Genomic DNA, 23,400 nt, shown 5'->3' with positions numbered 1-23,400 from the left:
ATGATGGCCGCGATATCAGAGCTTGTGCATACCGAAGGCGATTCCAACACGACGGCGGCGCGCGGCCGCTGGGATGCCGGCCAGGACGATCCCCGCATTCGCGGCCTGCTCGATCGCGACGCCGCCGCCTTCATGCACCAGAGCCTGTCCAGCCCCTGTCTTTCGACGATCGCTAGGGCGGAGGGCATCTGGATCGAGGATACCGCCGGCCGTCGCTTCATGGATTTCCACGGCAACAGCGTGCATCACCTCGGCTACGGCCACCCAAAACTGGTGGCGGCGATCAAGAAGCAGCTCGACGACCTCTGCTTCGCGCCACGCCGTTTCACCTGCGAGCCCGCCGTCGAGCTGGCCGAAAAACTGGCCGCGCTGGCTCCCGGCGATCTCGGCAAGGTGTTGTTCACCACCGGCGGCTCCGATGCCATCGAGGTCGCGTTGAAGATCGCGCGGGCGGCCACCGGCCGTTTCAAGACGGTGTCGTTCTGGGATGCTTTCCATGGCGCCGGCTTCGGCGCGGCAAGCGTCGGCGGCGAGGCGACGTTCCGCTCGCATATATCAGGCCCAATGATGACCGGCACCGAGCATGTCGCGCCCTGGGATGGCTATCGTTGCCCCTATGGCCACGATTCCCTGGAGGCATCGGGGCTCGCTTGCGCCAACATGATCGCCTATGTGCTCGGCCGCGAGCAGGACGTGGCGGCTGTCGTTGCCGAGCCGATGCGCGCGACGCCCAATCCACCGCCGCCCGGTTTCTGGAAGCGCGTGCGCGAGGCCTGCGACAGGCACGGCACGCTGCTGATCTTCGACGAGATTCCGACCGGCCTCGGCAAGACCGGAAAATTTTTCGCCCATGAGCATGACGGCGTAACGCCCGACATCGTTGTCCTCGGCAAATCACTCGGCGGCGGCATCCTGCCGATCGCCGCCGTCATCGCCCGCCGCGATCTCGACGTCACCGGCGGCTTCGCCATCGGTCACTACACCCACGAAAAGAACCCCGTGACAACGCGTGCGGCGCTGACGACCATCGACATCATCCTGGAGGAGGGGCTGGTCGAGCGTTCGGCTGAGCTTGGCGGCCATATGCTTGCACGTATGCAGGAACTGATGGCGCGCTCGCCCCATGTCGGTGACGTCAGGGGCAGGGGGCTGATGGTCGGCGTCGAACTCGTTGAGGACCGTGCTTCGCGACAGCCGGCGCGGGACCTTGCCGAACGTGTCTTCTACGCTTGCCTGGAACAAGGCCTGAGCTTCAAGGTGAGCCACGGCAATGTGCTGACGCTCTCGCCGCCGTTGGTTATCTCCAAAACTGATCTCGACCGCGCGCTCGACATCGTCGAGACCGCGGTTCTGGCGGCCTGACCATGAAGGTCGTCCGCACAGACCGCGAACTCGAATGTCCTGAAATTGATACCGGCCTACGGGCGAGGGGCGTCGACCTGGTGACGCTGCCGGATGGCATTCCCGAAGCCGATCTCGCCAACGCGGTGGCCGACGCCGATCTCCTGCTCATGTGCTACACGCCCATCACCGCGCGGGTGATCGATGCGGCTCCCAGGTTGAAGGGTATCGTCAAATACGGCGTCGGCATCGATGCCATCGACATTCCCGCAGCGATGCGGCGCGGCATTCCCGTGGTCAACGTGCCCGACTATGCCGAGGAAACCGTCGCCGAAGGCGCCTTCGCGCTGATGATCGCGCTGGCCAAGCGGCTACCCGCCATTGCCGCGGCGATGACGCGAGACGGCTGGATCTGGCCCGAACAGCGCTGGCTGGGACGCGATATATCAGGCGCCACGCTTGGGCTGGTCGGCTGCGGCAAGATCGGCCGCAGCATGGCGCGCATGGCCGGCCAGGGGTTTCGCGCGCGCGTCGTTGGTTTTGATCCCGGTGTCGATGCCGCGACGATGCGCGCCGCGGGCATCGAGAAGGCCGACGACCTGCACGCCATGTTGCGTGCCTGTGATTTCGTTTCGTTGCATTGCGTGCTGAATGACCAGACACGCGGCCTGATCGGCAAGCATGAGCTCGCCTGCCTGAAACCGTCGGCCATCATCGTCAATGTCTCGCGCGGTGCGCTGATCGATGAGGCGGCGCTCGTCGAGGCGATCGTTGCCGGTCGCATCGGTGGTGCCGGGCTCGACGTCTATTCGGTCGAGCCGCTGGCGAGGTCAGGCCATCCGATGAGCGCATTGTTCGGTCGCGACAATGTGATCCTGTTTCCGCATCTTACCTTCTTCACCTACGAGGCGATGCGCCGGCTGGAAGACGACACGCTCGCGCGCTGTTTCGAAATTCTCGAAGGCCGGCCAGTGACCATCCGCTCGCATGATCCGCGATTGCGGGCGCAGACCGCAGGCATTGTGTTCGGCCGATAACCTGTATTTTCAAGCGGATAGCCGCCATCGGGGCAGCACATTTGTGTCCACGACACCGATGCGACAGTTCCATGACAAATATCAGAGAAAGTTTGGCTCTCATAAAATAAATAGATTTTACTTATCGATGCCCAATCCCCAGAGTTGTCACAACGAAGACATCCAACCGGCTCAACGTCCGCCAGAGACCCAAAGGCCGGTTGGTCCTAGTGCATCGCAGAATGTGCCTTCAATCAAAGGGGAACTGGTTATGAAATCAAGCAACACAACCATGGTCGCGGCTTTCGCCGCATTGCTCGCGTCGGCGGCTCTCATTGGGCCAGCACTCGCCGATGGCGTCGTCACCGTCTACTCCGCCGATGGGCTGCATGATGGCAATGGCAGCTGGTACGAGACCGAATTCGCAGCCTTCACCAAGGCCACCGGCATCACCGTTCAGTATATCGAGGCAGGCTCGGGCGGCGTCGTCGAGCGCGTCGCCAAGGAAAAGTCGAACCCGCAGGCCGACGTGCTGGTGACCTTGCCGCCCTTCATCCAGCGCGCCGCCGCGGACGGTCTGCTGCAGGATTACAAACCCGAAGCCGCATCCCAGATCGACGGCGGCACCGACAAGTATCGGCCGCTGGTCAATAACTACATGAATTTCATCTACAACAGCGCCGTGCTGTCGGAAGCGCCGAAGAGCTATAACGATCTGCTCGATCCGAAGTTCAAGGGCAAGATCCAGTACTCGACCCCCGGCCAGGCTGGCGACGGCACGGCCGTCATGCTGCAGATCATCCATGCCTTTGGCGGCGAGGATGCCGGCTTCGAGTTCATGAAGAAGCTGCAGGACAACAATGTCGGCCCGTCCGCCTCGACCGGCAAGCTGACCGCGCTGGTCAACAAGGGCGAGCTGCATGTGGCCAATGGCGACCTGCAGATGAACATGTCGCAGATGGCAGACAATCCCAACATCAAGGTGTTTTGGCCCGCTGGCCCCGATGGCACCCGCTCCACCTTTGCGCTGCCCTATGAAATCGGCCTGGTCACCGGTGCGCCAAATAGCGACAACGGCAAGAAGCTGATCGACTTCCTGCTGTCCAAGGAGGCACAGTCGACTGTAAGTTCCGTTGCCCTCGGCATGCCGGCCCGCAAGGACGTGACGCCGTCCGACGCCAATTTCGCCAAGCTGCAGGAGGCGATGAAAGGCCTGACCATCTGGTCGCCGAACTGGGACGAGGCGCTGAGCAAGCTTCCCGACTACGTCAAGAAGTGGAACGAAGCGACCGGAAGTTGATCCGCACGGGAAGCAATCCGGAGAACAATGCCATGTCGGCCGCCGCCTTCACGGGCCCTAGTGTCACGGACATCGACGCCGCGAAGGTTCGCGGCGCCGGCTCGAACGTCCACTTCGACAAGGTCGTTGTCGCCTATGGCGCCCATGTCGTCCTGCATCCGCTGACCCTCGACATCGCGCCTGGCGAAATCCTGGCGATGATAGGCCCGTCCGGCTCCGGCAAGACGACCGCTCTGCGTGCCGTTGCCGGCTTCGTGCGGCCGGCAAGCGGCCGCATCCGCATCGGCGCCACCGACGTCACCGATCTGCCGCCCTATGAGCGTGGGCTCGGCATGGTGGTGCAGAACTACGCGCTGTTCCCGCATATGCGGGTCGAGGACAACGTAGCCTTTGGCCTCAGGGCACAAGGCGCCGACAAGGCGCTGATCGGCGAACGGGTGAAAGATGCGCTCGCCACCGTCGGCATGGCGACGTTTGCCCGGCGTTATCCGCGCGAGCTTTCGGGCGGCCAGCAGCAGCGCGTCGCGATTGCGCGCGCTCTTGCCGTGCGGCCCCGCGTGCTGCTGCTCGACGAGCCGCTTTCGGCGCTCGACGCGCAGATCCGCCGCAACATGGTCGAGGAGATCGCCCGTCTGCACCGCAGCCTGCCGGGCCTGACCATCCTCTACGTCACCCACGACCAGACCGAGGCGCTGACGCTTGCCGACAAGATCGCCATCATGCGCGACGGCAGGGTCTGTTCGCATGGGCCGACGACCGAACTCTATCGCCGTCCGCCAAACCGCTTCACCGCCGAGTTTCTCGGCCGCGCCAACCTTCTGCCGGTGACGGTTGCCGAGGCTGCCGGCCCGAAGGGCTTCGCCACGGCCAGGCATGGCGATGCCGTGCTCACCGGTGCCGGTCGCGGCGAGAAGGTTGGCGACAAGAGCCTGCTTTGCATCAGGCCGCAGCATCTGAGCCTGACGGCCGACAGCGAGCACACCAACCGCATTGTCGGCACGCTCAGGGAAGTGCACTGGCAGGGTGAACTCACGCATCTGGTGCTCGATGTCGACGGCACGCCGGTGCGCGTCTCGGCAACGAAACTGCCGATGGCCTTGCCGGAACCCGGCACAGAGGTGCCGCTGTTCTTTGCGCCGGCCGATACGTCGCTTCTCCCGGAAGACGCCGGTGTCTGAAGCGCTCGCCATTGGTATGCCGACGGCCAGAAAGCGAGAGCCGGGCCGGCTGTGGATCGTGCCGCCGGCGGCCCTGCTGGCACTGCTGTTCTTTTATCCGCTGGCGTTGATTGTACGCCAGGCCTTCCTCGACGACAGCGGCGTCGCCAATGTCGCGGAGATCGTCCGCGTCCTGCATTCGCGCTTCTTCCTCAACGCGCTGGTCAACACGGTGACGATCTCGGTCACGGCGACGGCCGGATGCCTGGTCGTCGGCCTGGTGCTGGCGCTGATCCTCGCCTTCGTGCCGTTTCCCGGCAGCGGCTTCATCGCCAGGCTGATCGACACTTTCATCGCCCTGCCGACCTTCCTGGTGACGCTGGCCTTCACCTTCCTTTACGGCTCCGCCGGCATGCTCAACTCCGGGCTGATGGAAGCCTTCTCGCTGCCGCTGTCGCCGGTCGACTTCCTTTATTCGACATGGGGCGTCGTGCTGGCCGAGGTCACGGTCTACACGCCCTTCATCCTGCGGCCGCTGCTTGCCGCCTTTTCGCTGGTCGATCGCGGTCAGATCGAAGCGGCAAGCGTGCTTGGCGCGCGACCGTTCCGCATTGTCCACCAGGTCATTCTGCCGGCGGCGGTGCCCGCGCTCATCGCCGGCGGCAGCCTCTGCCTGCTCCTCACCGTCAACGAATTCGGCATCGTCCTGTTCATCGGCGCCAAGGGCGTCATCACGCTGCCGCTGCTGATCTATGGCAAGGCGATCCAGGAATCGGCCTACCAGGTCGCCTGCATCATCGCCGTGGTCAACATAGCCCTGTCGCTCGGCCTGTTCGGTCTCTACCGGTTCGCTGCCGGCCGGTTGGGAGTCTAGCGATGCTGGTCTGGTCGCGTTCCGGTCGCTTCGTCATCTGGGTGATCTTCGCGCTGATCTTCGGCGTGCTGTTCCTGGCGCCGCTGGCGGTGATCCTGCTGTCCAGCTTGGCCGACCAGTGGAACGGCGTGCTGCCCAATGGCTTGACCACGGAGCACTACACCGATGTCGCGCGCGGCGCGGCCTGGAACGCGGTCAAGGCCAGCCTCGTCACCGGCTTCCTGGCCAGCGCGCTGGCGCTGGTCAGCGGCACCTGGGCAGCACTTGCGCTGCGCATCCAGGGCGCCACGCTGGCGAGGGCACTCGGCCTGCTGTTCTTCATCCCGAGCGCTGTGCCTTCGGTGTCGGTCGGCCTTGGCCTGCTGGTTGCGTTCAGCCATCCGCCGCTGTTGCTCAACGGCACGATCGCAATCGTCATGATCGCGCATTTCGTGCTGATCTCGGCTTTCACCTTCGGCAATGTCTCGGCCGGGCTTGCGCGGCTGTCGCCCGACTTCGAGCAGGTCGCGTCGAGCCTTGGCGCGCGCCCTGCCTATCGGCTCCGGCATGTCACGCTGCCCTTGCTCGCACCCTATCTGGTCGCGGCCTTCGGGCTGAGCTTCGCGCTGTCCATGGGCGAGCTTGGCGCGACCGTGATGGTCTATCCGCCGGGCTGGGTGACGCTGCCGGTGTCGATTTTCTCACTGACCGATCGCGGAGACATCTTTGCCGGGGCGGCGCTCACCATGATCCTGGTGGCGGCAACGCTGGTCCTGCTGCTCGGTCTGGAGCGCATCACCAAGCGCGCTACCGGCGCATAGCGGACGTTGCGTCAGGCCGGCTGGCGTTCGACGATGTAGATGTGGTCGGCCGCCAGCACCACCTCGCCGCGCTGGTTGATCACTTCGCAGCGCTCGATCACGCGTCCGGAACCCGGTCGCTTGGGGTCGTCCTCCTTGGCCGCGATGGTGGTGCGTGTGCGGATCGTGTCGCCGATGAACACGGGCCTGATGAAGCGCAGCCGGTCGTAGCCATAGGAAAAGGCGACGGGATTGATGACCGTTGCCGTCAGCCCGATGCCGACCGAGAACACCAGCGTGCCATGCGCGATGCGCTGGCCGAACGGCGTTGTCTTCATGAACTCGGCGTCCACGTGGTGCGGGAAGAAATCGCCGGTGTGACCGGCATGGACGATGAAGTCGGTCTCGGTAATCGTGCGGCCGCTGGTCAGCCGCGTCGAGCCGATCTCGTACTCCTCGAAATACTGGATCCGTTCCATCAGGGCCTTTCCGCGATCGGCGTCGCCGGCGCCGCGCTCGAACGATAGGCGGCTTCCACCAGCGCCATTGTGTTCCATGCATCCTCGACCGAACTGATCAGTTCGGCGTCTTCGCCGGATGCAAAGCGTTGGACATTTGCCATGCGCCCGACAAAGGCGTCGGGAAACCACTCGCCGGCCAAGGGCACCGCGATCCAGTCCGATCCGCCCTTCGGATAGATTTCCAGAATGTCCGGCTCGCCCCGGGGATAATCGAGATTGAGACCGAGCTTGAGATAGGCGGCACCCTCGGTGCCGCAGACGCGAAATTCGCAGGCCTGATGCCGGCGCCCGAACCTGTGGTCGTGGTTGATCGACAGGGCGCAGCGCACGGTGTCGCCATAGTCGAGAATGGCGCTGGTGCGCGTCTGCGCCACGGAATGATTGGGATGGCCGAGCGTCTTGGCATGCACACCCTTGGGGTCACCGAGCAACTGCCGGATCAGGTCGAGATAGTGGATCGAGTGCATGGCGATCTCGACGCGCGGCGCCTTGAGCAGGAATTCCCACAACTGCCACGGCGTCGCCAGCGCCAGCCAGGCGTCGAAATCGACGACCTCGCCGAGCCAGCCCTTGGCGATGGCGTCCTTCAGCGCCAGCATCATCGGCGCGAAGCGGAGCTGGAAATTCACAGCCGCCTTGAGCTTCTTGGCGCGGCAGATTTCGAGGATTTCGCTTGCCTCCCCGAGGTAATTGCCCATCGGCTTCTGGATCAGGGCGACCGCACCGCCGGGCAGCGCCTTCAGGATATCGGCGTGCCGCCCCGGTGGGGTTGCCAGATCGAAGATCGCCTCCTTAACTCCAGCGGCTTCTTGCACCGAACGGAACGCCGTCACGTCCCATTTATCGGCCAGGGCCTGCGCCTTGGCCTGGTCCGGATCGTAAAGACCGGCGATCGGAAACCCCGCTTTTCGGTAGGCCGGGAAATGCGCGTCGCCGACAATCGACCCTGCACCAAAAGTGACGATCGGTCGGGGTTGTGAGGGTTTGGCCCAGGCCTGGACGAGTGAGGCAGGGTCGAAACCGGCCTCAGTCATGGTGGAAGACCTCGTCCATCGAAGCCCACCATTCACCCTCCTTGCGGGTCGCAAGCGGCTCCTGGCAAGGTATGCAGACGGCCCACCATTCCTGCGTCCTCGGATCGGCCGCCATCTTGGCCATGTCGGCCTCGTAGTCGATGCCGTGGTATTCGAAGGTGCTGAACAGCAGGTTCTCCGGCCGCTTCAGGTAAATGGAATAGTTCTTGATGTTGCATGCCGAAATCATGGTCAGCACGTCCGGCCAGACGGCGGCATGGAGGCGAACATAGTCCTCGACCTTCTCCGGCTTCAGCCCAAGCACAAATCCCATCCGCTGCATATCAGCTCCTTATCTCGTGATCGCCGTGGTGAATTCGGCGATGCTCATGGCCTTGACCGCGTCCCAGTCCCAATCGATGCCGATACCGGGCTCGTCGGGCGCCAGCGCATGCCCATCCTCGATGCGCATGTGCTTGCCGGTCAACTGGTCGAGTTGCGGAATGTACTCGACATACCTGCCGTTCTGAACAGCGCAGGTCAGGCTGACATGCAATTCCATCAGGAAATGCGGGCAGACCGGAATGTCGAAGGCCTCCGCCGCATGGGCGATCTTGAGCCAGGGCGTGATGCCGCCAATGCGGCCGACATCGACCTGCACGATCGAGCAGGCGCCTTTCTGCATGTATTCGCGGAAGTGCCTGACGGAATAGAGCGACTCGCCAATGGCGATCGGCGTCGGCGTCGAATTCGACAGCCTGACATGCCCGTCTATGTCGTCGGCCGGCAGTGGCTCCTCGATCCAGGCGAGATCGAGTTCTCGAAGCCTCGCCGCACGCCGGATCGCCTCGTCGACGGAGAAACCCTGATTGGCGTCGGTCATGATCTCGTAGCCGTCGCCCACTGCCTTGCGCACCGCCGACAGCCGCGCGAGATCCTCGGAGCCATGCGGCCTGCCGATCTTCACCTTCGAGCCGCGAAATCCCTTGGCCTTGGCGGCCACCGCGTCGTCGACCAGCGCCTGCGTCTCGATGTGCAGCCAGCCGCCTTCTGTCGTGTAGAGCGGGCAGCGGTCCTTGGCGCCGCCAGCGAGCTTCCATAGCGGCAGGCCCCGTTTCTTCGCCCTGAGGTCCCAGAGCGCTGTGTCGATCGCCGCGATGGCGATTGCCGTGATGGCGCCGATCGTGGTGGCGTGGGTGGCGAATTCGAGATCGTGCCAGATCGCTTCGATCATATCAGGATCGCGGCCGATCAGGCGCGGCGCCAGGTGATCGGACAGGAGCCGCATCACCGACGAGCCGCCGGTGCCGATCGTGTAGCTGTAGCCGGTTCCGACCGCGCCATCGGAATCGGTGATGGTGACGATTGGCGTCTCTTGGCTGACGAAGCTCTGGATCGCGTCGGTGCGCTTGACCTTGGGCACAAGGTCGACCATCCGCAATTCTATCTTTTCGATCTTGGCCATGTCGGTCAGCTCCGCAATGTCTTTCCGGTCTCAGCGGCAAACAGATGCGCCTGCGACAGGTCGAGGCTCATGGCGACGCGCTCGCCTGGCTTCAGCGGCCTGGGGTTCAGCATGCGAGACACCCAGTCACTGCCGTTGAACTCGACGAACACCAACGTCTCGTTGCCGAGCGGTTCGGTGACGGTGATCGGCAGTTCGATCTGATGCACGTCGGCCGCGCCGCCGGAGCTGATACCATGGCCGGTCGGATAGATGTCGTCTGGCCGCAACCCGAACACGACCTTGTCGCCGCCAGCGACATTGGCCTTGAACTGACCGGGCAGGGGCAGCTTGGCGCCGCTGGCGAAAACCAGCTGGCCCTCGTCGACCGTCGCCTCGTGCAAATTCATCGGCGGTGAGCCGATGAAGCCGGCAACGAAGCGCGTCGCCGGCCGGCGGAACACCTCATCTGGGGTGCCAACCTGTTCGATATGTCCGTCGCGCATGATGACGATGCGGTCGGCAAGCGTCATCGCCTCGACCTGGTCGTGGGTGACGTAGATCACCGTCGATTGCACCTTGGCGTGCAGCTTCTTGATCTCGGTGCGCATCTGCGTTCTGAGCTTGGCATCGAGATTGGAAAGCGGCTCGTCGAACAGGAAGACGTCGGGGTCACGCACGATGGCGCGGCCCATGGCGACGCGCTGGCGCTGGCCGCCGGACAGTTGCGACGGCCGACGGTCGAGCAAAGCATCGAGCCCCAGGATGGCCGAGGCCTCGGCGACGCGGCGATCCATGTCGTCCTTGGCGGCGCCGGCGATCTTCAAGGAGAAGCCGAGGTTTTCGCGCACCGTCATGTGCGGGTAGAGCGCATAGGACTGGAACACCATCGAGATGTTGCGCGAACGCGGCGGCAAATCGTTGACGACGCGCCCGCCAATCTCGATCGAACCGGCGCTGATCTCTTCCAGCCCGGCGATCATGCGCAGCGTCGTCGACTTGCCGCAGCCGGAAGGACCGACCAGCGCGATGAATTCGCGGTCGGTGATGTCGAGGTCGATGCCATGCACGATCTCGATATTGCCGTAGCGCTTGGTCAGCTTTTTGAGGGAAACCGTTGCCATGAGATCAGCCTTTCACCGCGCCGGAGGTCAGGCCGCCGACAAGGTGCTTCTGGACGATGAAAGTGAGGGTGAGCGCCGGAATGATCATCACCACGGCGAGCGCGCACATGCCTCGCCAGTCGATGGTGAACTCGGCCGTGTAGTCGAGCAGGCCGACCGGCAGCGTCTTGGCGCTGACCGAGCGGGTCAGTTGGGAGGCCAGCGCGAACTCGTTCCAGCAGGTCAGGAAGGCGAAGATCGCGGCCGATGCGATGCCTGGTCCGGCGAGCGGGAACTCGACCTGCCAAAAGGCCTGCCAGCGCGTGCAGCCGTCGATTTGTGCTGCCTCGGCGAGATCCTTCGGCACCTGGCGAAAGAAGCCGTCGATCAGCCAGATGGTGAAAGGCACGTTGAGCGCGACATAGGCAAGGATCAGCCCGAAATGCGTGTCGATGATACCGAGCCGCACATAGAGGAAGAACAGCGGCAGCGACAGCGCGATACCGGGCACCGTGCGTGTCAGCATCAGGCCGAGGAAGACGCTCGATTTACCGCGAAAGCGATAGCGCGCGAAGGCATAGCCGCCCGCCATGCCGATGGCGACCGCGATCACCGTCGAAGTCACCGATATGATCAGCGAGTTGCGGAAATATTCGATGACAGGGATGCCGCCCTTGCCGATGCCTGAGAACATCGCGACATAGGCGTCGAACGAAATATCCTGCGGCATCCACACCGGCGGCTTGGCCATGATCTCGACCGTCGGCCGCAGCGACGACAGCACGATCCACAGGCCCGGCAGGCAGATGGTCAGCATCGCCAGGAACAGGCCGATGCGATAGACGATATCAAGCAGCCTGCGCTTAAGGCGGGCGGAAGAATTCTCGTCCATCTTCACCACTCCGCGCCGATTTGCGTGCGCGCCAAAGCGAGCTTGTTGAAGAAATAGACGGTGAAGGCGATCGACAGCAGGATCGAGAAATAGGCCATGGCGTTGGCCATGCCCATGCGCCCGTCGCTGTAGGCGGTGCGCGCCACGAGTGTCCAGAGCAGCTCGGTACGGCCGGCCGGACCGCCATCGGTCATGATCTTGACGATGTCATAGGCACGCGCCACGTCGAGCGAGCGGATGGTCATGGCGATGTAGGCGAAGGGCATGACGAACGGCCAGGTCACATAGCGGAAGGTCTGCCAAGGCGTGCAGCCATCGACGCGCGCCGCCTCGATCGGCTCCTTGGGCATGGCGAGCAGCCCGGCGAGGATCAGGATGGCGAAGATCGCCGTCGACGACCAGATCTCGGCAACCGAGATGGCGATGAAGGCGAGGTGGCCCTCGATCAGCCACGGAATGGCGTCGCTGGTGATGCCAAGCGACTGCAGCGCATTGTTCACCAGGCCGATATTGTCGTTGAACATGAACTTGAACTGGAAGCCGACGAGGATCGGCGAGAACATCATCGGAAACATCATCAGCGTGCGCAGGATGCGCTGGCCGCGCGTCGCCTTCTCAACCAGCATGGCGAGACCAAGGCCAAGCAGCATTTCAAGATTGAGCGCGATCGTCAGCAACAGGACGGTACGGCCGAATGCCCACCAGAAATCGGTGTTGGCCAGGATCGACAAGTAATTCCTGAGGCCGATGAAGACGAAGAACGTCTCGGGCTTGGTCAGGCGGAACGGCGTGAAGCTTGAATAGAGCGACAGAAGCAGCGGCACCACGACGACCGCCGCCAGAACGACGATGGCCGGAAGCAGCAGCAGGAACGGCGCGGATGGCTTGAGGCCCTTCATCGGGCTCCTCTGGTGTCTGGCATTCAAATTTGGCAGAGGCCCGACATGATGAAACGGGCAACGCCGGCAAAAGGCGATTACCTCCCCCATTGAGGATGAGGGAGGCAATCTTGTGAGCAATGCTTACAGTTTGCCTGCGTCCTGCAGGATCTGCGTCGCCTTGTCGGCGGCTTCGTCCAGTGCCTGCTTGGAGGTCTTGTCGCCGAGGATCGCGGCCTGCAACTCGGGATAGACGGCGTTCGAGATCTCGATCCACTCAGGCGTCTGCGGCACGGCGAAGGCGTGCTTGGCTTCTTCCTGGAAAGCCGACAGAACCTCCTTCTTGTAAGGGTCGTTGGCGGCTTGCTGCAGGTCCCAATCCCAGACCGCGGTGCGCGTTGGCAGCGGGCCGGCGGTGGCCTCGAGCTTCTGGCTGTCCTCGTTGGTCAGCCACCATACGAGCGATGCCGCTGCCTCCTTGTTCGGGCAGTTCTCGGTCACCGAGAAGCCATGGAAGCCCGACCAGCCGGTGCGCACCCCGGCGGAGCCTTTCGGCGCGACCTTGACGCCGACATTGCCCGCGACTTTCGACGATTTCGGATCGTTGAAGAAGCCGGCCCAGCCCGGCCAGTCCAGATTGATGGCGACGGTGCCCGAGGCAAAGCCCTGGCCGAGATCGTCCCAGAGGTAGTTGGTGGTTCCGGCCGGCACGGCCTTGGCCTTGTAGAGGTTGACGAACCAGTCGAGCGCCCGGACGCCGGCTTCGGAATTGAAGACCGGCTTGCCGTCCTTGTCGAGATATTCGCCGCCCTCGGCGACGACCATTTCGTAGAAGCGGCCATTGATCGCCTCTTCCTTGCCGGCAAACTGCGTGCCGTAGAAATTGGGCGGGTTGGCGAAGAACTCAGCCTGGTCGGTGACTTCCTTCCAGGTGTCCGGCGGCACCAGGTCATAGCCGTATTTGGCCTTGAACTTGGTCTTGTTGTCGGCGTTCTCGTACAGGCTCTTCTGGTAGTAGAGCGCCGAGACGTCGAACTGCGCGCGCGGCAGCATTTCCAGCTTGCCGTCGATGGTTGCCGCCTTGATCGTCGACGGCACGAAGGCGTCGATCTCCGACTTCGGCAGGAGCTTGCTGAGGTCGGTGTAGAGGCCGGTGTATTGCGGCGCGAAGGAGGAATGATTCCAGCCGACGCACCAGTTGGTGCTGCCCGAGGCGATGTCGGACTTCAATTCCTTGTCGATGTCGAAGCCGTTCTTCTTGGTCAGGATGTTGACCTTGGCGCCTGTCGCCTTCTCCCATTCGGGAATGCGCTCGTAGAGCTTCTCATATTGCTGGCCGCCGATCAGCTTCACGTCGACGGTCACGCCGTCGAACTTGCCGGGCAGGTCGCCGGCAAGGGCGGTGCCTGCGCCTGACGCAAGCATCAATGCGCCGGCGCATACGCCGGAAAGCAGTCTGTTCATTGGTATCCTCCCTGGGTGCGCCTCGGTGGCGCCCGCAACTCGTCACGTGACAAGAAATGCTACATTCATATACAAACAAAACATTCACCCGTACGTCAAGGCGAAATTTGTTTCCGCCGGCCTCGTTCCTGCGTATATGAAGAGTTGAATTCACTGGAGGGATGAGCCATGGACGACAGCGAAGACGAGCGTTATCGCGCGCCGGCCCTCGACAAGGGGCTCGACATCCTTGAGCTTCTAGCGGGCGTGGACGGTGGCCTGACCCAGGCGGAAATCGCCAAGAAGCTCGACCGCAGCCCCAATGAATTCTACCGCATGCTGGACCGGCTGGTACGGCGCGGCTACGTCACGCGGCTCGATGGCGACCGTTATTCGCTGACGCTCAAGCTGTTTGGCCTGGCACAATTGCACGCGCCGGTGCGGCGGCTGGTTTCCTATGCGACGCCGCTGATGCGGGAGCTGGCCGAGACCTCGCAGCAGGCCAATCAACTCGTTGTCTTTGATCGTGGTTCCGCTGTGGTGATAGGCCAGCAGGAAGCGCCAAACTACTGGGGGATTTCGATCCGGGTCGGCTCCCACATCAGCCTGTTCGACACCGGTTCGGGACATGTGCTGCTCGCCTTCCGTTCGCAGGAGGAGCGCCAGATGATGATCTCCGAACATGTCCGCAGCACCGACAATACGGCGCAGCCGCCCGAGTTCTTTGCCCGCCTGGACCAGATTAGGGAACGGGGATATGAGATGATGGCCTCGATGCAGACCGCCGGCGTCTACAATCTGTCGGCACCGGTGCGCAGTTCCGACGGCAAGGCCATCGCGGCGCTTTCAATTCCTTACATCACCGTCGTCAACGCTCCGTCCGCGCCGGACATAACGCGCACCATCGAGCTGCTGCTGGCAACGTGTGAGAAGCTTTCGCGTTTGGCCGGGTCGGCCGTCGGCTCATCGACATAATTCTTATTTGAATGAAGAATTCCTCCGTGAGATGATGTGAAAAATATAGGGGAGGAGCCCGCCATGATCATCGACACCCATTTGCATCTCATCGATCGCTCGGCGCTTCGCTACCCCTGGCTTGCCGGCGTACCGGCACTGAACCGCGATTTCTCCTATGAGGAATACGCCACGGAGGCAAAGCGTGCCGGTGTCGAACGCGTGCTGCACATGGAGGTCGATGTCGACCCGGCCGACATCGAGGCGGAGACCGCCCGTGTCGAGGGCCTCTCGCGGCAAGCGGGCAGCATGCTCTCTGGGACAATAGCATCCTGCCGTCCCGAAGACGCTGACTTTGAGGCTTATCTCGAACGCCAGCGGACAAACCCCTTCGTCAAGGGTTTCCGCCGCGTCCTTCACGTCGTGCCGGACGATCTTTCGGAAGGCGCGCTGTTCCGTGACAACATCAAGCGGCTTGGCGGCACCGGCCTGACCTTCGACCTCGTCGTGCTGCCGCATCAGATTCCCAAGGCGATCGCGCTCGCCGAACTGGCGCCCGACGTCCAGTTCGTCCTCGACCATTGCGGCGTTCCCGACATCAAGGGCGGAGCCGAGCATCCCTGGCGCGAACACATGAGCGAGATCGCACGGCGCCCGAACGTGATGGCCAAGATTTCCGGCGTGGTCGCCTATGCCGACGCCGCCAATTGGACCGTCGATACGCTGCGGCCTTACGTCGAACACACCATCAATTCGTTCGGCTGGGACCGTGTCGTCTGGGGCAGCGACTGGCCGGTCTGCACGCTTGGTGGCGGTCTCTCGACCTGGGTGGCGGCGACCCATGCGCTGCTCTCGGGTTGCAGCGTTTCGGAGCGTGACAGGCTGTTGTCGGGCAATGCCCGCAAGCTTTGGCGGTTGAAATAGCGACCTCGCTCAGCTCTCGCCAGGCGAGGGGGAACTGGCCCGGAACAGGCTGATGAGATCGGCGACGACCCGGCCGGCAGGATGGCCGGAGGTCAGGCCGGAATTGATGCGGTCTGACGCCGCCTGCTGGAACGCCATGTAGCCGTCATGGCGCGGCCGCACCCAGGCGCCCTCCAGCGTCGCGCGCGTGCCTCGATAGAAGTTGCCGGCCACTTCATTGATAGTCTGGTCTTCCCAGGCAGCCGCATGGCCCGGCTGGCCGCCGGCGGCGGCATAGATGCCACGCTGGACATCGCCGCTGGCGACCCAATAGGCAAAATCGATCGCTGCCTCTTTAGCCTTGGAGAAGGCTGATACGGCTATGCCTGTGCCGCCGAGCGCCGAGCCGATCGGACCATTGGAACCGACCGCCGGGATGTCGGCAAAAGCCAACCTGTTGGCGCGAAAACCCGACGCCGCATAAGAGACGTAGCCATAGATCAGCGGCGCGCAGACAATGCTGGAACCAGCCTCGGCCATGCGTTCCGAAACGGCGATCGGGTCCATGTCGAAGCACGTCGGGTCGACCAGCGCGGCGATCTCACGCATCGTCTCGAAGACTTCGCAGCCCGTCTCGACAGCGATGAGATCGCCCGACGGATCGGTCGCGCAGGGATGCCCGAGATTACCGGCCAGCGTGTAGAAGGTCATCAGGCAATGCGGCGGTCGCAGCGGCAGCAGCACGCGGCCTTGCCGGGCGAGATCGAGCACTTCGCTCCACGTCGCTGCCGGCGCATCGAGCGCGTCCGGCCGCCAGGCCTGCACCTGGCTGGCCGCATCGATCGGAAACGCCCATTGCCGGTCTTGCCATGTGTAACTCGGATAGGACTGGCCAACGCTCCCCGACGCAAGCGCGGCGCGTTCCGCCTCGGGGCCGGCGACGTCGAGAGGCTCGAGGCAGCGCTCCGCGGTGATCTGGCCGACATGCGGATGGTCGATGACGATGAGGTCGTAGGCGCGCGCCAACTCCTCGACCGGGAAGGACTCGAAATCCTGCAGCGAACGCTTGTCCCATTCGATGGCAACTCCCGTCCGCTCGCGCCATAGCGCCGAGCAGGCAACCATGGGATCATAGCCACGCGGATGGCTCCAGGTCATACCCCTAAGCTTGAGGCTCACAGGTCGAACTCCTCGCGGATTTTTGCGCTGTGCTCGCCGATACGGGGTGCCGCGCGGTCGACCTTGGCCCTGATACCGTCGACCCTCAGCGGCGAACTGGTGGTGAGGATCGAGACGTCGTCCTCGCGCGTCACCGTCTGCAGCATGTCGAGGGCCTGAAAACCCTCGCTTGCCAGCATCTCCGGCCAGGTCAGCACCTTGGCGCACCAGATGTCGGCGGGTTCGAGAATGGCCAGCCAATCGTCGATGGTCTTGGTCGCGATTCTCTGGGCGATGATCGCCTTGATATCGTCGCGCGCGGTGAACCAGGATGCCGGCTTGTCGCGATAGGGAGCCAGTTCATCGAGCGACAAAAGGTCGGCCAGCTTGGGGATCGGCGTCATGGCGATGGCGAGGTAACCATCCTTGGCCGGATAGACGCCATAAGGCGCCGAGAGATAGGCATGCGCGCTGCGGAAGCTCGAGCGCCTGGGCAGGCGGCGCCCGTCATTGAGATGCGTGGTCAGCACCTCGAACTGGAAGTCGACCAGCGCTTCCAGAAGGCTGGTCTCGATATGGCTGCCCTGGCCAGTGATGCCGCGCCGCACCAGTGCGGCCAGGATGCCTTGCGCGCAGGCCGCACCCGCCAGCATGTCGCCGATGGCGAGGCCGAACGGCACCGGTCCCTGGTCTTCGTCGCCGTTCAGCCACATCACGCCGGAGCGCGACTGCGCCAGCAGATCCTGGCCCGGGCGCTTCACCCACGGGCCATCCTCGCCATAGCCGCTGATCGAGGCATAGACCAGGCGCGGATTGATCTGGCGGACGGTCTCGTAGTCGAGCCCAAGGCGCTCGATGACGCCCGGTCGGAAATTCTGGATCAGCACATCGGTCTTGGCCAGCAGCCCGCGCAATGTATTGAGGTCCGCCTCGTTCTTCAGATCGATGGCGAGGCTTTCCTTGGCCCGGTTGATGGCATGGAAGATGGTGGAATCGCCGCCGATCTCGGTGTCGCTGAGATAGAGCCGGCGCGACAGGTCGCCGCCGTCAGGACGCTCTATCTTGATGACGCGGGCGCCGAGATCGAGCAGCCTGAGCGAGCAGTAGGGTCCAGACAGGAACTGGCTCATGTCGACGACGACGAGACCGGCAAGCGGCAATTCGGCTGCTGCCGGCATTTCTACTTCTCCGTCTTGCCGACGAAATCGGCAGGGTTGCGGTACTTCACCGTCTGCAGATGCTCGCAATAAAGAACGAGCTCGCCTTCGCCCTTGAACACCTCGTAGCTGGCGCGGATCAGCCCCATCTCCTTGTAGCGGGGGTGTTTGTCGAGGTTGGAACGGATCGAATAGATCGTGTCGCCGATGAAGACAGGCTTTATGAATCGTAGCTTGTCATAGCCATAGGAAAAAGCGTTGACGCAGTTGGTGGCGACCAGCCCGAGGCCCGCCGAGAAGACGAACGCGCCGGCAATCAGCCGCTTGCCGAAAATGCCCTCGCTCTCGGCAAACATCTGGTCCTGCACGTAAGGATGGATGTCGAGCACCAGTGCGTTGAAAAGGTGACTGTCGCCCTCGGCCATGGTGCGACGCAGCGAGCGGATTTTCTGGCCGACCGGCCAGTCCTCATAGAACCAGTTCTCGGCGTTCCACACCGGGAGGGCGGCATGATCGGCGGGCATATTCCTGGGATGCGTCGAGACAACGCCAACGGTTGGCGCGAAATCCCTCATGGCGTAGTCCACCGGGCTCGCGAGAGCGCCCATCCAGCCATTCGAGCACGCTTCAAAGCGCCTGGGTGCACGACGTCTCCTCCCACCAATCTTCTTTTGTAAATACTATTTTCACATATGGGGTTGCGTTGCAAGCGAGGACAGGCGAAATTTTGGCGGTCCCACGGCACTGAGCACCGGCGGGCAGGAGGGAAAACATGCGCAAAGCCTGTCTGGTCTTCGTCGGCAGCCTGAACCGCAAAGCGCCTTATTTTCAGGGTGCGCGAGGCGTCGGCCTTGGTGTCTACGGCTTCGACGAGGAAACGCTGGAAACAAGAAAGCTGGCCGAGACGAATGATGTCGACAACCCGACCTTCCTGTCGTTGACGCCGGATGGCTCGCGCATCTACGCCAATTCGGAAGTCTTCTCCTGGCGCGAGGGCACGGTCTCGGCCTACAGCTTCGATCGCGGCTCGGGCACGCTCGCCTATTTGAACAAACAGCCATCGCTGGGCAGCATCACGGCGCACAATACCATCACGCGCGACGGCACCAAACTCCTCGTCGCCAATTACGGCATGGGCGAGGGTGGTCCGGACCGAGCGGTGGCTGTGTATGGTTTCGACGGGGAGGGCGCACTGTCCGCGCCATTGGCCAGCGTTTCGCACAAGGGCACCGGCCCCAACGCGGCGCGGCAGGAATGCTCGCATGCCCACAGCGTCACCGAAACCATTGCCGGTGGAACGGCAATCGTCGCCGATCTCGGCATCGACCGGCTGGTGTCCTATCGGATCGGACAGGACGGAAGTCTGGTGAAGCTCGCAGAGTCCGCGCTCCCTCCGGGTGCCGGCCCGCGTCACATTGCCTTGCACCCGAACGGCCGCTTTGTCTTTGTCATGAACGAGCTGGATTCGACCGTCGTGTCGTTGGCGCTCGACAATGCGACCGGCAGGCTATCGATCATCGACACCAAGCCGGCGGTGCCGGCCGAGGCCCGCGACAGCAATCACTGCGCCGATATCCAGATCTCGCCGGACGGCCGTTTCGTCTATGGCGGCAACCGTGGCCACGACAGCGTCGTCATCATGGCGGTCGACCAGCAGACCGGCAGCTTAAGTCTTGTCGGCTATGTCCCTTGCGGAGGCGCCACGCCACGCAACCTGGCGCTGACGCCTTCGGGCGGCCATCTGTTCTCCGCCAACCAGAATGCCGACCGCATTTCGATCTTCGTCCGCGACGCCGGCAACGGCATGCTGACCAATACCGGGCGCAGCATCGAGATCGGCACGCCGATGTGTGTCAAGATCGTCGCGTGACCGCCGGCCAGCAGACTAGCCGGGCTCAAGCCTCTTGGATGGCCGAGAGCTTCCAGGTCGAGCCATTCTGGCGCGTGAACGTCCACAACTCGGTCGTCTCCGTCGGATGCTCTTCGTCGCCTTCGACGACCTTGCCGCTCGCCCGTTCGCGCATCACGTCGCGAGACTCGTAGCGCAACGCCGCCGTGGCGTAGTCGCGGTCATCCTCGCGCCAGCTTTCCGCGATGTCGGCCTGCAGCAGGGTGACGTCGGACACTTCGTTCCTGAGACCTTTCTGGGCATTGTCGGCCAGCTCTTCCGAGAGATAGGATACCATCTCGGGCGTGACCGACCGGCGCAATGCCGCATGGTCTTCGCGCCCGAACGCTTCCTGGACATCGGTCAACAGCTGCTGGAACGCGTCAAGGTCGGCCTGGGCCAGCGTGATCTCTTCGGATCGGGTGGTCTCGTAGCCTCCGCCCGATCCGCCGCCAAACCCGGGAATTGTGAAGGAGCCAGCGCTGCTCGTGTTCTGCTGTGCCGTTGCGCGGTTCTCGAACCGTGAAGCTTGGGCATCGCCCATGCCGGCGAGCGCGGGCGTGGGGCCACGCGCGGATTGCGACCGGAAGAACCTGATGGCCAGCATGATCGCGCCACCGATGAGCAGGGCCTGGAGCAGGAATCCGAACATGCCGGCGAGGCCGCCGAAACCTTGGCCAAGGAGCAGTCCGATCAGGCCGCCGATCAGCAGGCCGCGCATCATCGTTCCACCGAAGCCGCTCATGAAGCCGGGCCTCTGCAGGCCGGTCTGTGGTTGCCGGGCAGCATTGTTGACGCCGGCGTTGGGTGTCATCGAACGCTCGACCGGAGCGGTCGGCGCCGGCGCGGTCCGGGTCGGCGGTGCCGATTGGAACGTGCGTGTGCCGCGGCTGCCGAAACTGCCGCCGCGCCGCGCCTCGGCGTGATCGATCGCGACCATGGAGAATGCAAGGAACAGGCCGGCAAAGAGGGTGACAAATCGGCTTGTGCGGGAAATCATCGGGGTGACCTTTATCGCTGTGGTTTCGGGCGTTTTCGGCAAAGGGCCGGCCTTGGAAAGACCGGCCTCATGGTCAATCGAACAGCTCTTCGAAAAATGATTTCTTCCGCTTCGGATAGCGGTGGCCATGCGAGCGGGAATAGTCGCCATCGCGGTCCCGGCTGTGTTGCGGCTGGGCAAATGGCGCCGGCTGTGGCTGCGGCGCGGGAGACGCGTCCCTGGTGGACCGTTCGATGATCTTGTCGAGTTCGCCACGATCGAGCCAGACGCCGCGGCACTGCGGACAGTAGTCGATCTCGATCCCCTGGCGTTCGCTCATCACGAGGGCGACGCGGCAGGAGGGGCAAACCATGCCGAGGAGGGAAGATGTCATGTGGGGCTCCTAACCAGAAAGTAATGAGCCCACTTAACCGAAAGGAATGGAAACGGGCCCGTTGAAGCGGTCCGACATCACGGTCGCCAAAGCGACAGTCAGAGGGGCCCGGCCCGCACACGGGAGTTAGGAATGCGGGACGAAGCCTTCAAGGGGCAATGTTGCCGGTGAGAGCGATTTGCTGCTCAAACGGTCACCACGATCTTGCCGAACTGCCCGTTCGATTCGAGATAGCGATGCGCCTCGACGATCCGGTCGAAGGGAAAGATCCTGTCGATGATCGGCCTGAGCGCGCCGTCCGCGAGGCCTTCGAGGATGAATGCCTTGGCCGCCTCCAACTTCTCCGGGTTGCCGGTGATCTCATGCACGAGATAGCCGCGCAACGTCAGTGTCTTGCCCAGTACCGCAGGCAACGGGAACGGCGTCGGCTGGCTGCTGAGGCCGCCATATTCGATCAGAATGCCGCCTCGCGACATCGCCGCAGTCAGCGGCTCGAAGATCGGCCCGCCGATCGCATCCAGCACCACGCGCACGCCTTGCGGCCCGGCGATCTGGCTCAGTCTGTCGGCAAGTTCCTCTTCCTCAAGGACCACGACATGCGCCGCGCCGGCGTCGAGCAGAGCCTGCCTCTTCACCGATGTCCGCGTCACCGCGATTGCTATCGCACCAACGCTGTTGGCGATCTGGATCGCTGCAAGCCCGACGCTGCTCGAAGCCGCCGTGATGACGACGACCTCTTCGCGGCGCAGCCTGGCGATGTCGATCAGGGCGCCGTAGGCGGTGAGGTACGGCATCCAGACCGCCGCCGCGGTTTGCCAGTCGAGGGACGCCGGATGCTTGACGATGAGCCCCGCGGGAAAGGTGACAAGCTCACCGTAAGCCGGCCAGCGAACCATCGATTGCGGCGGGATGACGCTCACGGCGTCACCATGTGCCAGCCCCATCACGCCTTCGCCAATTGCCTCGATGACGCCCGCCGCTTCCAGCCCAAGCCCGGAGGGCAGGACGGGTGTCTCAATGTAGCTGCCCGCGCGCAGCAGCGCCTCGGCGCGGTTGAGGCCGAGCGCCTTGACGCGGATCTGAACCTCGCCCGGACCCGGTGGCGGAAGGTCGACCTCCTCGATGCGCAGGACCTCGGGACCGCCATGCTGGTGGAAGCGAATGATACGGGCCATTTGGCTCACTCCAAAATATTTGACACTGAATGAGCTATGACGCGAAAGTTTTGTGCGATAAACGGCTGTTTGGATTGTTAAGTAGAAACCAGGAGTTTCGAATATGGATAGGCTCGAGAGCATGGCCGTGTTCATCAGGGCGGTCGATCTTGGCTCGTTCGCGGCGGCGGCCACCGCGCTCGATCTATCCGGACCGATGGTCGGCAAGCATGTCCGGTTTCTCGAGGAGCGGCTTGGCATGCGTCTGATTAACCGGACCACGCGCCGCCAGAGCCTGACCGATTTTGGCCGCGCCTATTATGAGCGGTGCCGCCTGGTGCTGGCCGAGGCCGAAGCGGCCGATGCGCTCGCCGCCGACCAGCTCTCGGAACCGCGCGGAAAACTGCGTGTCACCATGCCGGCGCATTTCGGGCGCCACTGCGTCACCCCCGTGCTGCTGAAGCTGGCAGGGCAATATCCAATGCTGGAACTCGACCTGTCGCTCAGCGACCGCTTCGCCGATCTCGCCGAGGACGGTTTTGACCTCGCCATCCGGACCGGCGGTCTGAACGACAAGGCTGGCGTGATCGCGCGTCGCCTTGCCCGCCAGGACATGGTCGTCTGTGCCGCGCCTTCCTATCTTGAAATTCATGGCGAGCCACGGCGGATCGAGGACCTCGCCGATCACCAGGCGATTGTCTACCGCCGGCTCGGCATGATCGTTCAGCCGTGGCTATTTCCGCGCGAGGGGCAGACTGCGCTCGAGGTAACCCCAAACGGCCGGCTGCGGCTCGACGATCTGGATGCCATCGCCGATGCGGCCGTCGACGGCATGGGGCTGGCGTGGTTGCCTTACTGGCTGGCTCGCAAGCGCATCCAGGCCGGCACGCTGATCGAGCTGTTGCCGGACCAGCCACGCTATCCCTACGATTGCCATGCGCTCTGGCTGCGGACGCCGCATCTGTCGCTCAAGGTCCGGTTGGCTGTCGACGCACTGGCGGCCGCCTTGCCGAAAATGATGGCGTGATCGCCAACAGACGGCTTGCGCTCTT

24 protein-coding genes are annotated in these 23,400 nt (G+C 63.4%); 10 read left to right on the top strand and 14 right to left on the bottom strand.

Going from position 1 to position 23,400, the window contains the following annotated elements:
- The first annotated feature begins 3 nt into the window (after nt 1–3).
- The 6 genes from FJ954_RS13145 (at nt 4) to FJ954_RS13120 (ending at nt 6,488) form a co-directional block, all read left to right on the top strand.
- Complete coding sequence (locus tag FJ954_RS13145; RefSeq protein WP_140661578.1) at nt 4–1,362, top strand: aspartate aminotransferase family protein; 1,359 nt, start codon at nt 4–6, stop codon at nt 1,360–1,362.
- Nucleotides 1,363–1,364: 2 nt separating this feature from the next.
- On the top strand, nt 1,365–2,378 hold the full coding sequence (locus FJ954_RS13140) for an NAD(P)-dependent oxidoreductase (RefSeq protein ID WP_140661577.1): 1,014 nt from the start codon (nt 1,365–1,367) through the stop codon (nt 2,376–2,378).
- Between the two features lie 250 nt (nt 2,379–2,628).
- Nucleotides 2,629–3,657 carry a 2-aminoethylphosphonate ABC transporter substrate-binding protein gene (locus FJ954_RS13135; RefSeq protein WP_140661576.1) on the top strand — a complete coding sequence of 343 codons (1,029 nt, stop codon included), beginning with the start codon at nt 2,629–2,631 and terminating at the stop codon, nt 3,655–3,657.
- A gap of 32 nt (nt 3,658–3,689) precedes the next feature.
- Nucleotides 3,690–4,835: an ATP-binding cassette domain-containing protein gene (locus tag FJ954_RS13130; protein WP_015319062.1), complete on the top strand. Its 1,146-nt coding sequence runs from the start codon at nt 3,690–3,692 to the stop codon at nt 4,833–4,835.
- Entirely contained in the window at nt 4,828–5,688 is an 861-nt protein-coding gene (locus tag FJ954_RS13125; RefSeq protein WP_140661575.1) for a 2-aminoethylphosphonate ABC transporter permease subunit, read from the top strand. The genes FJ954_RS13130 and FJ954_RS13125 overlap by 8 nt, the downstream gene beginning before the upstream one ends.
- 2 nt (nt 5,689–5,690) lie before the next feature.
- Nucleotides 5,691–6,488, top strand: coding sequence for an ABC transporter permease subunit (locus tag FJ954_RS13120; protein ID WP_015319060.1), 798 nt, complete (start codon nt 5,691–5,693; stop codon nt 6,486–6,488).
- An 11-nt stretch (nt 6,489–6,499) separates the two neighbouring features.
- Here the strand turns inward: FJ954_RS13120 and FJ954_RS13115 are convergent, their stop codons facing one another.
- From FJ954_RS13115 to FJ954_RS13080, 8 genes are all read right to left on the bottom strand, one after another.
- Nucleotides 6,500–6,949 (bottom strand): MaoC/PaaZ C-terminal domain-containing protein, encoded by a 450-nt coding sequence (locus FJ954_RS13115; protein WP_181177815.1) that lies wholly within the window; start codon nt 6,947–6,949, stop codon nt 6,500–6,502.
- The gene (locus tag FJ954_RS13110; protein WP_140661573.1) at nt 6,946–8,022 is read right to left on the bottom strand and encodes a Gfo/Idh/MocA family oxidoreductase; all 1,077 of its coding nucleotides are present in this window, start codon (nt 8,020–8,022) and stop codon (nt 6,946–6,948) included. The genes FJ954_RS13115 and FJ954_RS13110 overlap by 4 nt, the downstream gene beginning before the upstream one ends.
- Nucleotides 8,015–8,344, bottom strand: a complete 330-nt coding sequence (locus FJ954_RS13105; RefSeq protein ID WP_140661572.1) for an L-rhamnose mutarotase — start codon at nt 8,342–8,344, stop codon at nt 8,015–8,017. The genes FJ954_RS13110 and FJ954_RS13105 overlap by 8 nt, the downstream gene beginning before the upstream one ends.
- Nucleotides 8,345–8,353: 9 nt before the next feature.
- Nucleotides 8,354–9,466, bottom strand: a complete 1,113-nt coding sequence (locus FJ954_RS13100; protein WP_140661571.1) for a mandelate racemase/muconate lactonizing enzyme family protein — start codon at nt 9,464–9,466, stop codon at nt 8,354–8,356.
- 5 nt (nt 9,467–9,471) lie between these two features.
- Nucleotides 9,472–10,569, bottom strand: coding sequence for a sn-glycerol-3-phosphate ABC transporter ATP-binding protein UgpC (ugpC, locus tag FJ954_RS13095; RefSeq protein WP_140661570.1), 1,098 nt, complete (start codon nt 10,567–10,569; stop codon nt 9,472–9,474).
- A 4-nt stretch (nt 10,570–10,573) separates the two neighbouring features.
- Complete coding sequence (locus tag FJ954_RS13090) at nt 10,574–11,440, bottom strand: carbohydrate ABC transporter permease (RefSeq protein ID WP_140661569.1); 867 nt, start codon at nt 11,438–11,440, stop codon at nt 10,574–10,576.
- A gap of 2 nt (nt 11,441–11,442) precedes the next feature.
- A complete protein-coding gene (locus tag FJ954_RS13085; RefSeq protein ID WP_140661568.1) occupies nt 11,443–12,339 on the bottom strand; it encodes a sugar ABC transporter permease in 897 nt (298 codons plus the stop codon).
- A 123-nt stretch (nt 12,340–12,462) separates the two neighbouring features.
- Nucleotides 12,463–13,782 (bottom strand): sugar ABC transporter substrate-binding protein, encoded by a 1,320-nt coding sequence (locus tag FJ954_RS13080; protein WP_140661567.1) that lies wholly within the window; start codon nt 13,780–13,782, stop codon nt 12,463–12,465.
- A gap of 168 nt (nt 13,783–13,950) precedes the next feature.
- Between FJ954_RS13080 and FJ954_RS13075 the strand changes: the two genes are divergently transcribed.
- Together FJ954_RS13075 and FJ954_RS13070 are read left to right on the top strand one after the other, a co-directional pair.
- Complete coding sequence (locus tag FJ954_RS13075; protein ID WP_015319051.1) at nt 13,951–14,736, top strand: IclR family transcriptional regulator; 786 nt, start codon at nt 13,951–13,953, stop codon at nt 14,734–14,736.
- Between the two features lie 63 nt (nt 14,737–14,799).
- Nucleotides 14,800–15,639: an amidohydrolase gene (locus FJ954_RS13070; protein WP_140661566.1), complete on the top strand. Its 840-nt coding sequence runs from the start codon at nt 14,800–14,802 to the stop codon at nt 15,637–15,639.
- 9 nt (nt 15,640–15,648) lie between these two features.
- Here the strand turns inward: FJ954_RS13070 and FJ954_RS13065 are convergent, their stop codons facing one another.
- The 3 genes from FJ954_RS13065 to FJ954_RS13055 are packed head-to-tail and all read right to left on the bottom strand — an operon-like array spanning nt 15,649 to nt 18,508.
- Complete coding sequence (locus FJ954_RS13065) at nt 15,649–16,797, bottom strand: extracellular solute-binding protein (protein ID WP_181177810.1); 1,149 nt, start codon at nt 16,795–16,797, stop codon at nt 15,649–15,651.
- Complete coding sequence (locus FJ954_RS13060; RefSeq protein WP_140661565.1) at nt 16,794–17,954, bottom strand: CaiB/BaiF CoA-transferase family protein; 1,161 nt, start codon at nt 17,952–17,954, stop codon at nt 16,794–16,796. The genes FJ954_RS13065 and FJ954_RS13060 overlap by 4 nt, the downstream gene beginning before the upstream one ends.
- A 2-nt stretch (nt 17,955–17,956) precedes the next feature.
- A complete protein-coding gene (locus tag FJ954_RS13055) occupies nt 17,957–18,508 on the bottom strand; it encodes a MaoC family dehydratase (protein ID WP_140661564.1) in 552 nt (183 codons plus the stop codon).
- 197 nt (nt 18,509–18,705) lie between these two features.
- Here FJ954_RS13055 and FJ954_RS13050 point away from each other — a divergent pair, with 197 nt between their 5' ends.
- Nucleotides 18,706–19,803 (top strand): lactonase family protein, encoded by a 1,098-nt coding sequence (locus tag FJ954_RS13050; protein WP_140661563.1) that lies wholly within the window; start codon nt 18,706–18,708, stop codon nt 19,801–19,803.
- Between the two features lie 25 nt (nt 19,804–19,828).
- Here the strand turns inward: FJ954_RS13050 and FJ954_RS13045 are convergent, their stop codons facing one another.
- The 3 genes from FJ954_RS13045 to FJ954_RS13035 form a co-directional block, all read right to left on the bottom strand.
- Nucleotides 19,829–20,821, bottom strand: coding sequence for a Tim44 domain-containing protein (locus FJ954_RS13045; RefSeq protein ID WP_140661562.1), 993 nt, complete (start codon nt 20,819–20,821; stop codon nt 19,829–19,831).
- A gap of 73 nt (nt 20,822–20,894) precedes the next feature.
- On the bottom strand, nt 20,895–21,194 hold the full coding sequence (locus tag FJ954_RS13040) for a zf-TFIIB domain-containing protein (RefSeq protein WP_140617465.1): 300 nt from the start codon (nt 21,192–21,194) through the stop codon (nt 20,895–20,897).
- 185 nt (nt 21,195–21,379) lie between these two features.
- Nucleotides 21,380–22,369, bottom strand: a complete 990-nt coding sequence (locus FJ954_RS13035; protein WP_140661561.1) for a zinc-dependent alcohol dehydrogenase family protein — start codon at nt 22,367–22,369, stop codon at nt 21,380–21,382.
- Nucleotides 22,370–22,472: 103 nt separating this feature from the next.
- Here FJ954_RS13035 and FJ954_RS13030 point away from each other — a divergent pair, with 103 nt between their 5' ends.
- Nucleotides 22,473–23,375, top strand: a complete 903-nt coding sequence (locus FJ954_RS13030) for a LysR family transcriptional regulator (protein WP_140661560.1) — start codon at nt 22,473–22,475, stop codon at nt 23,373–23,375.
- The last annotated feature ends 25 nt before the right edge of the window (nt 23,376–23,400 follow it).

It is taken from the genome of Mesorhizobium sp. B2-3-15 (genome assembly GCF_006442875.1).
Classification (GTDB): domain Bacteria; phylum Pseudomonadota; class Alphaproteobacteria; order Rhizobiales; family Rhizobiaceae; genus Mesorhizobium; species Mesorhizobium australicum.
The sequence above is the reverse complement of the archived record's forward strand: the minus strand, read 5'-3'. Positions and strand labels throughout refer to the sequence as shown.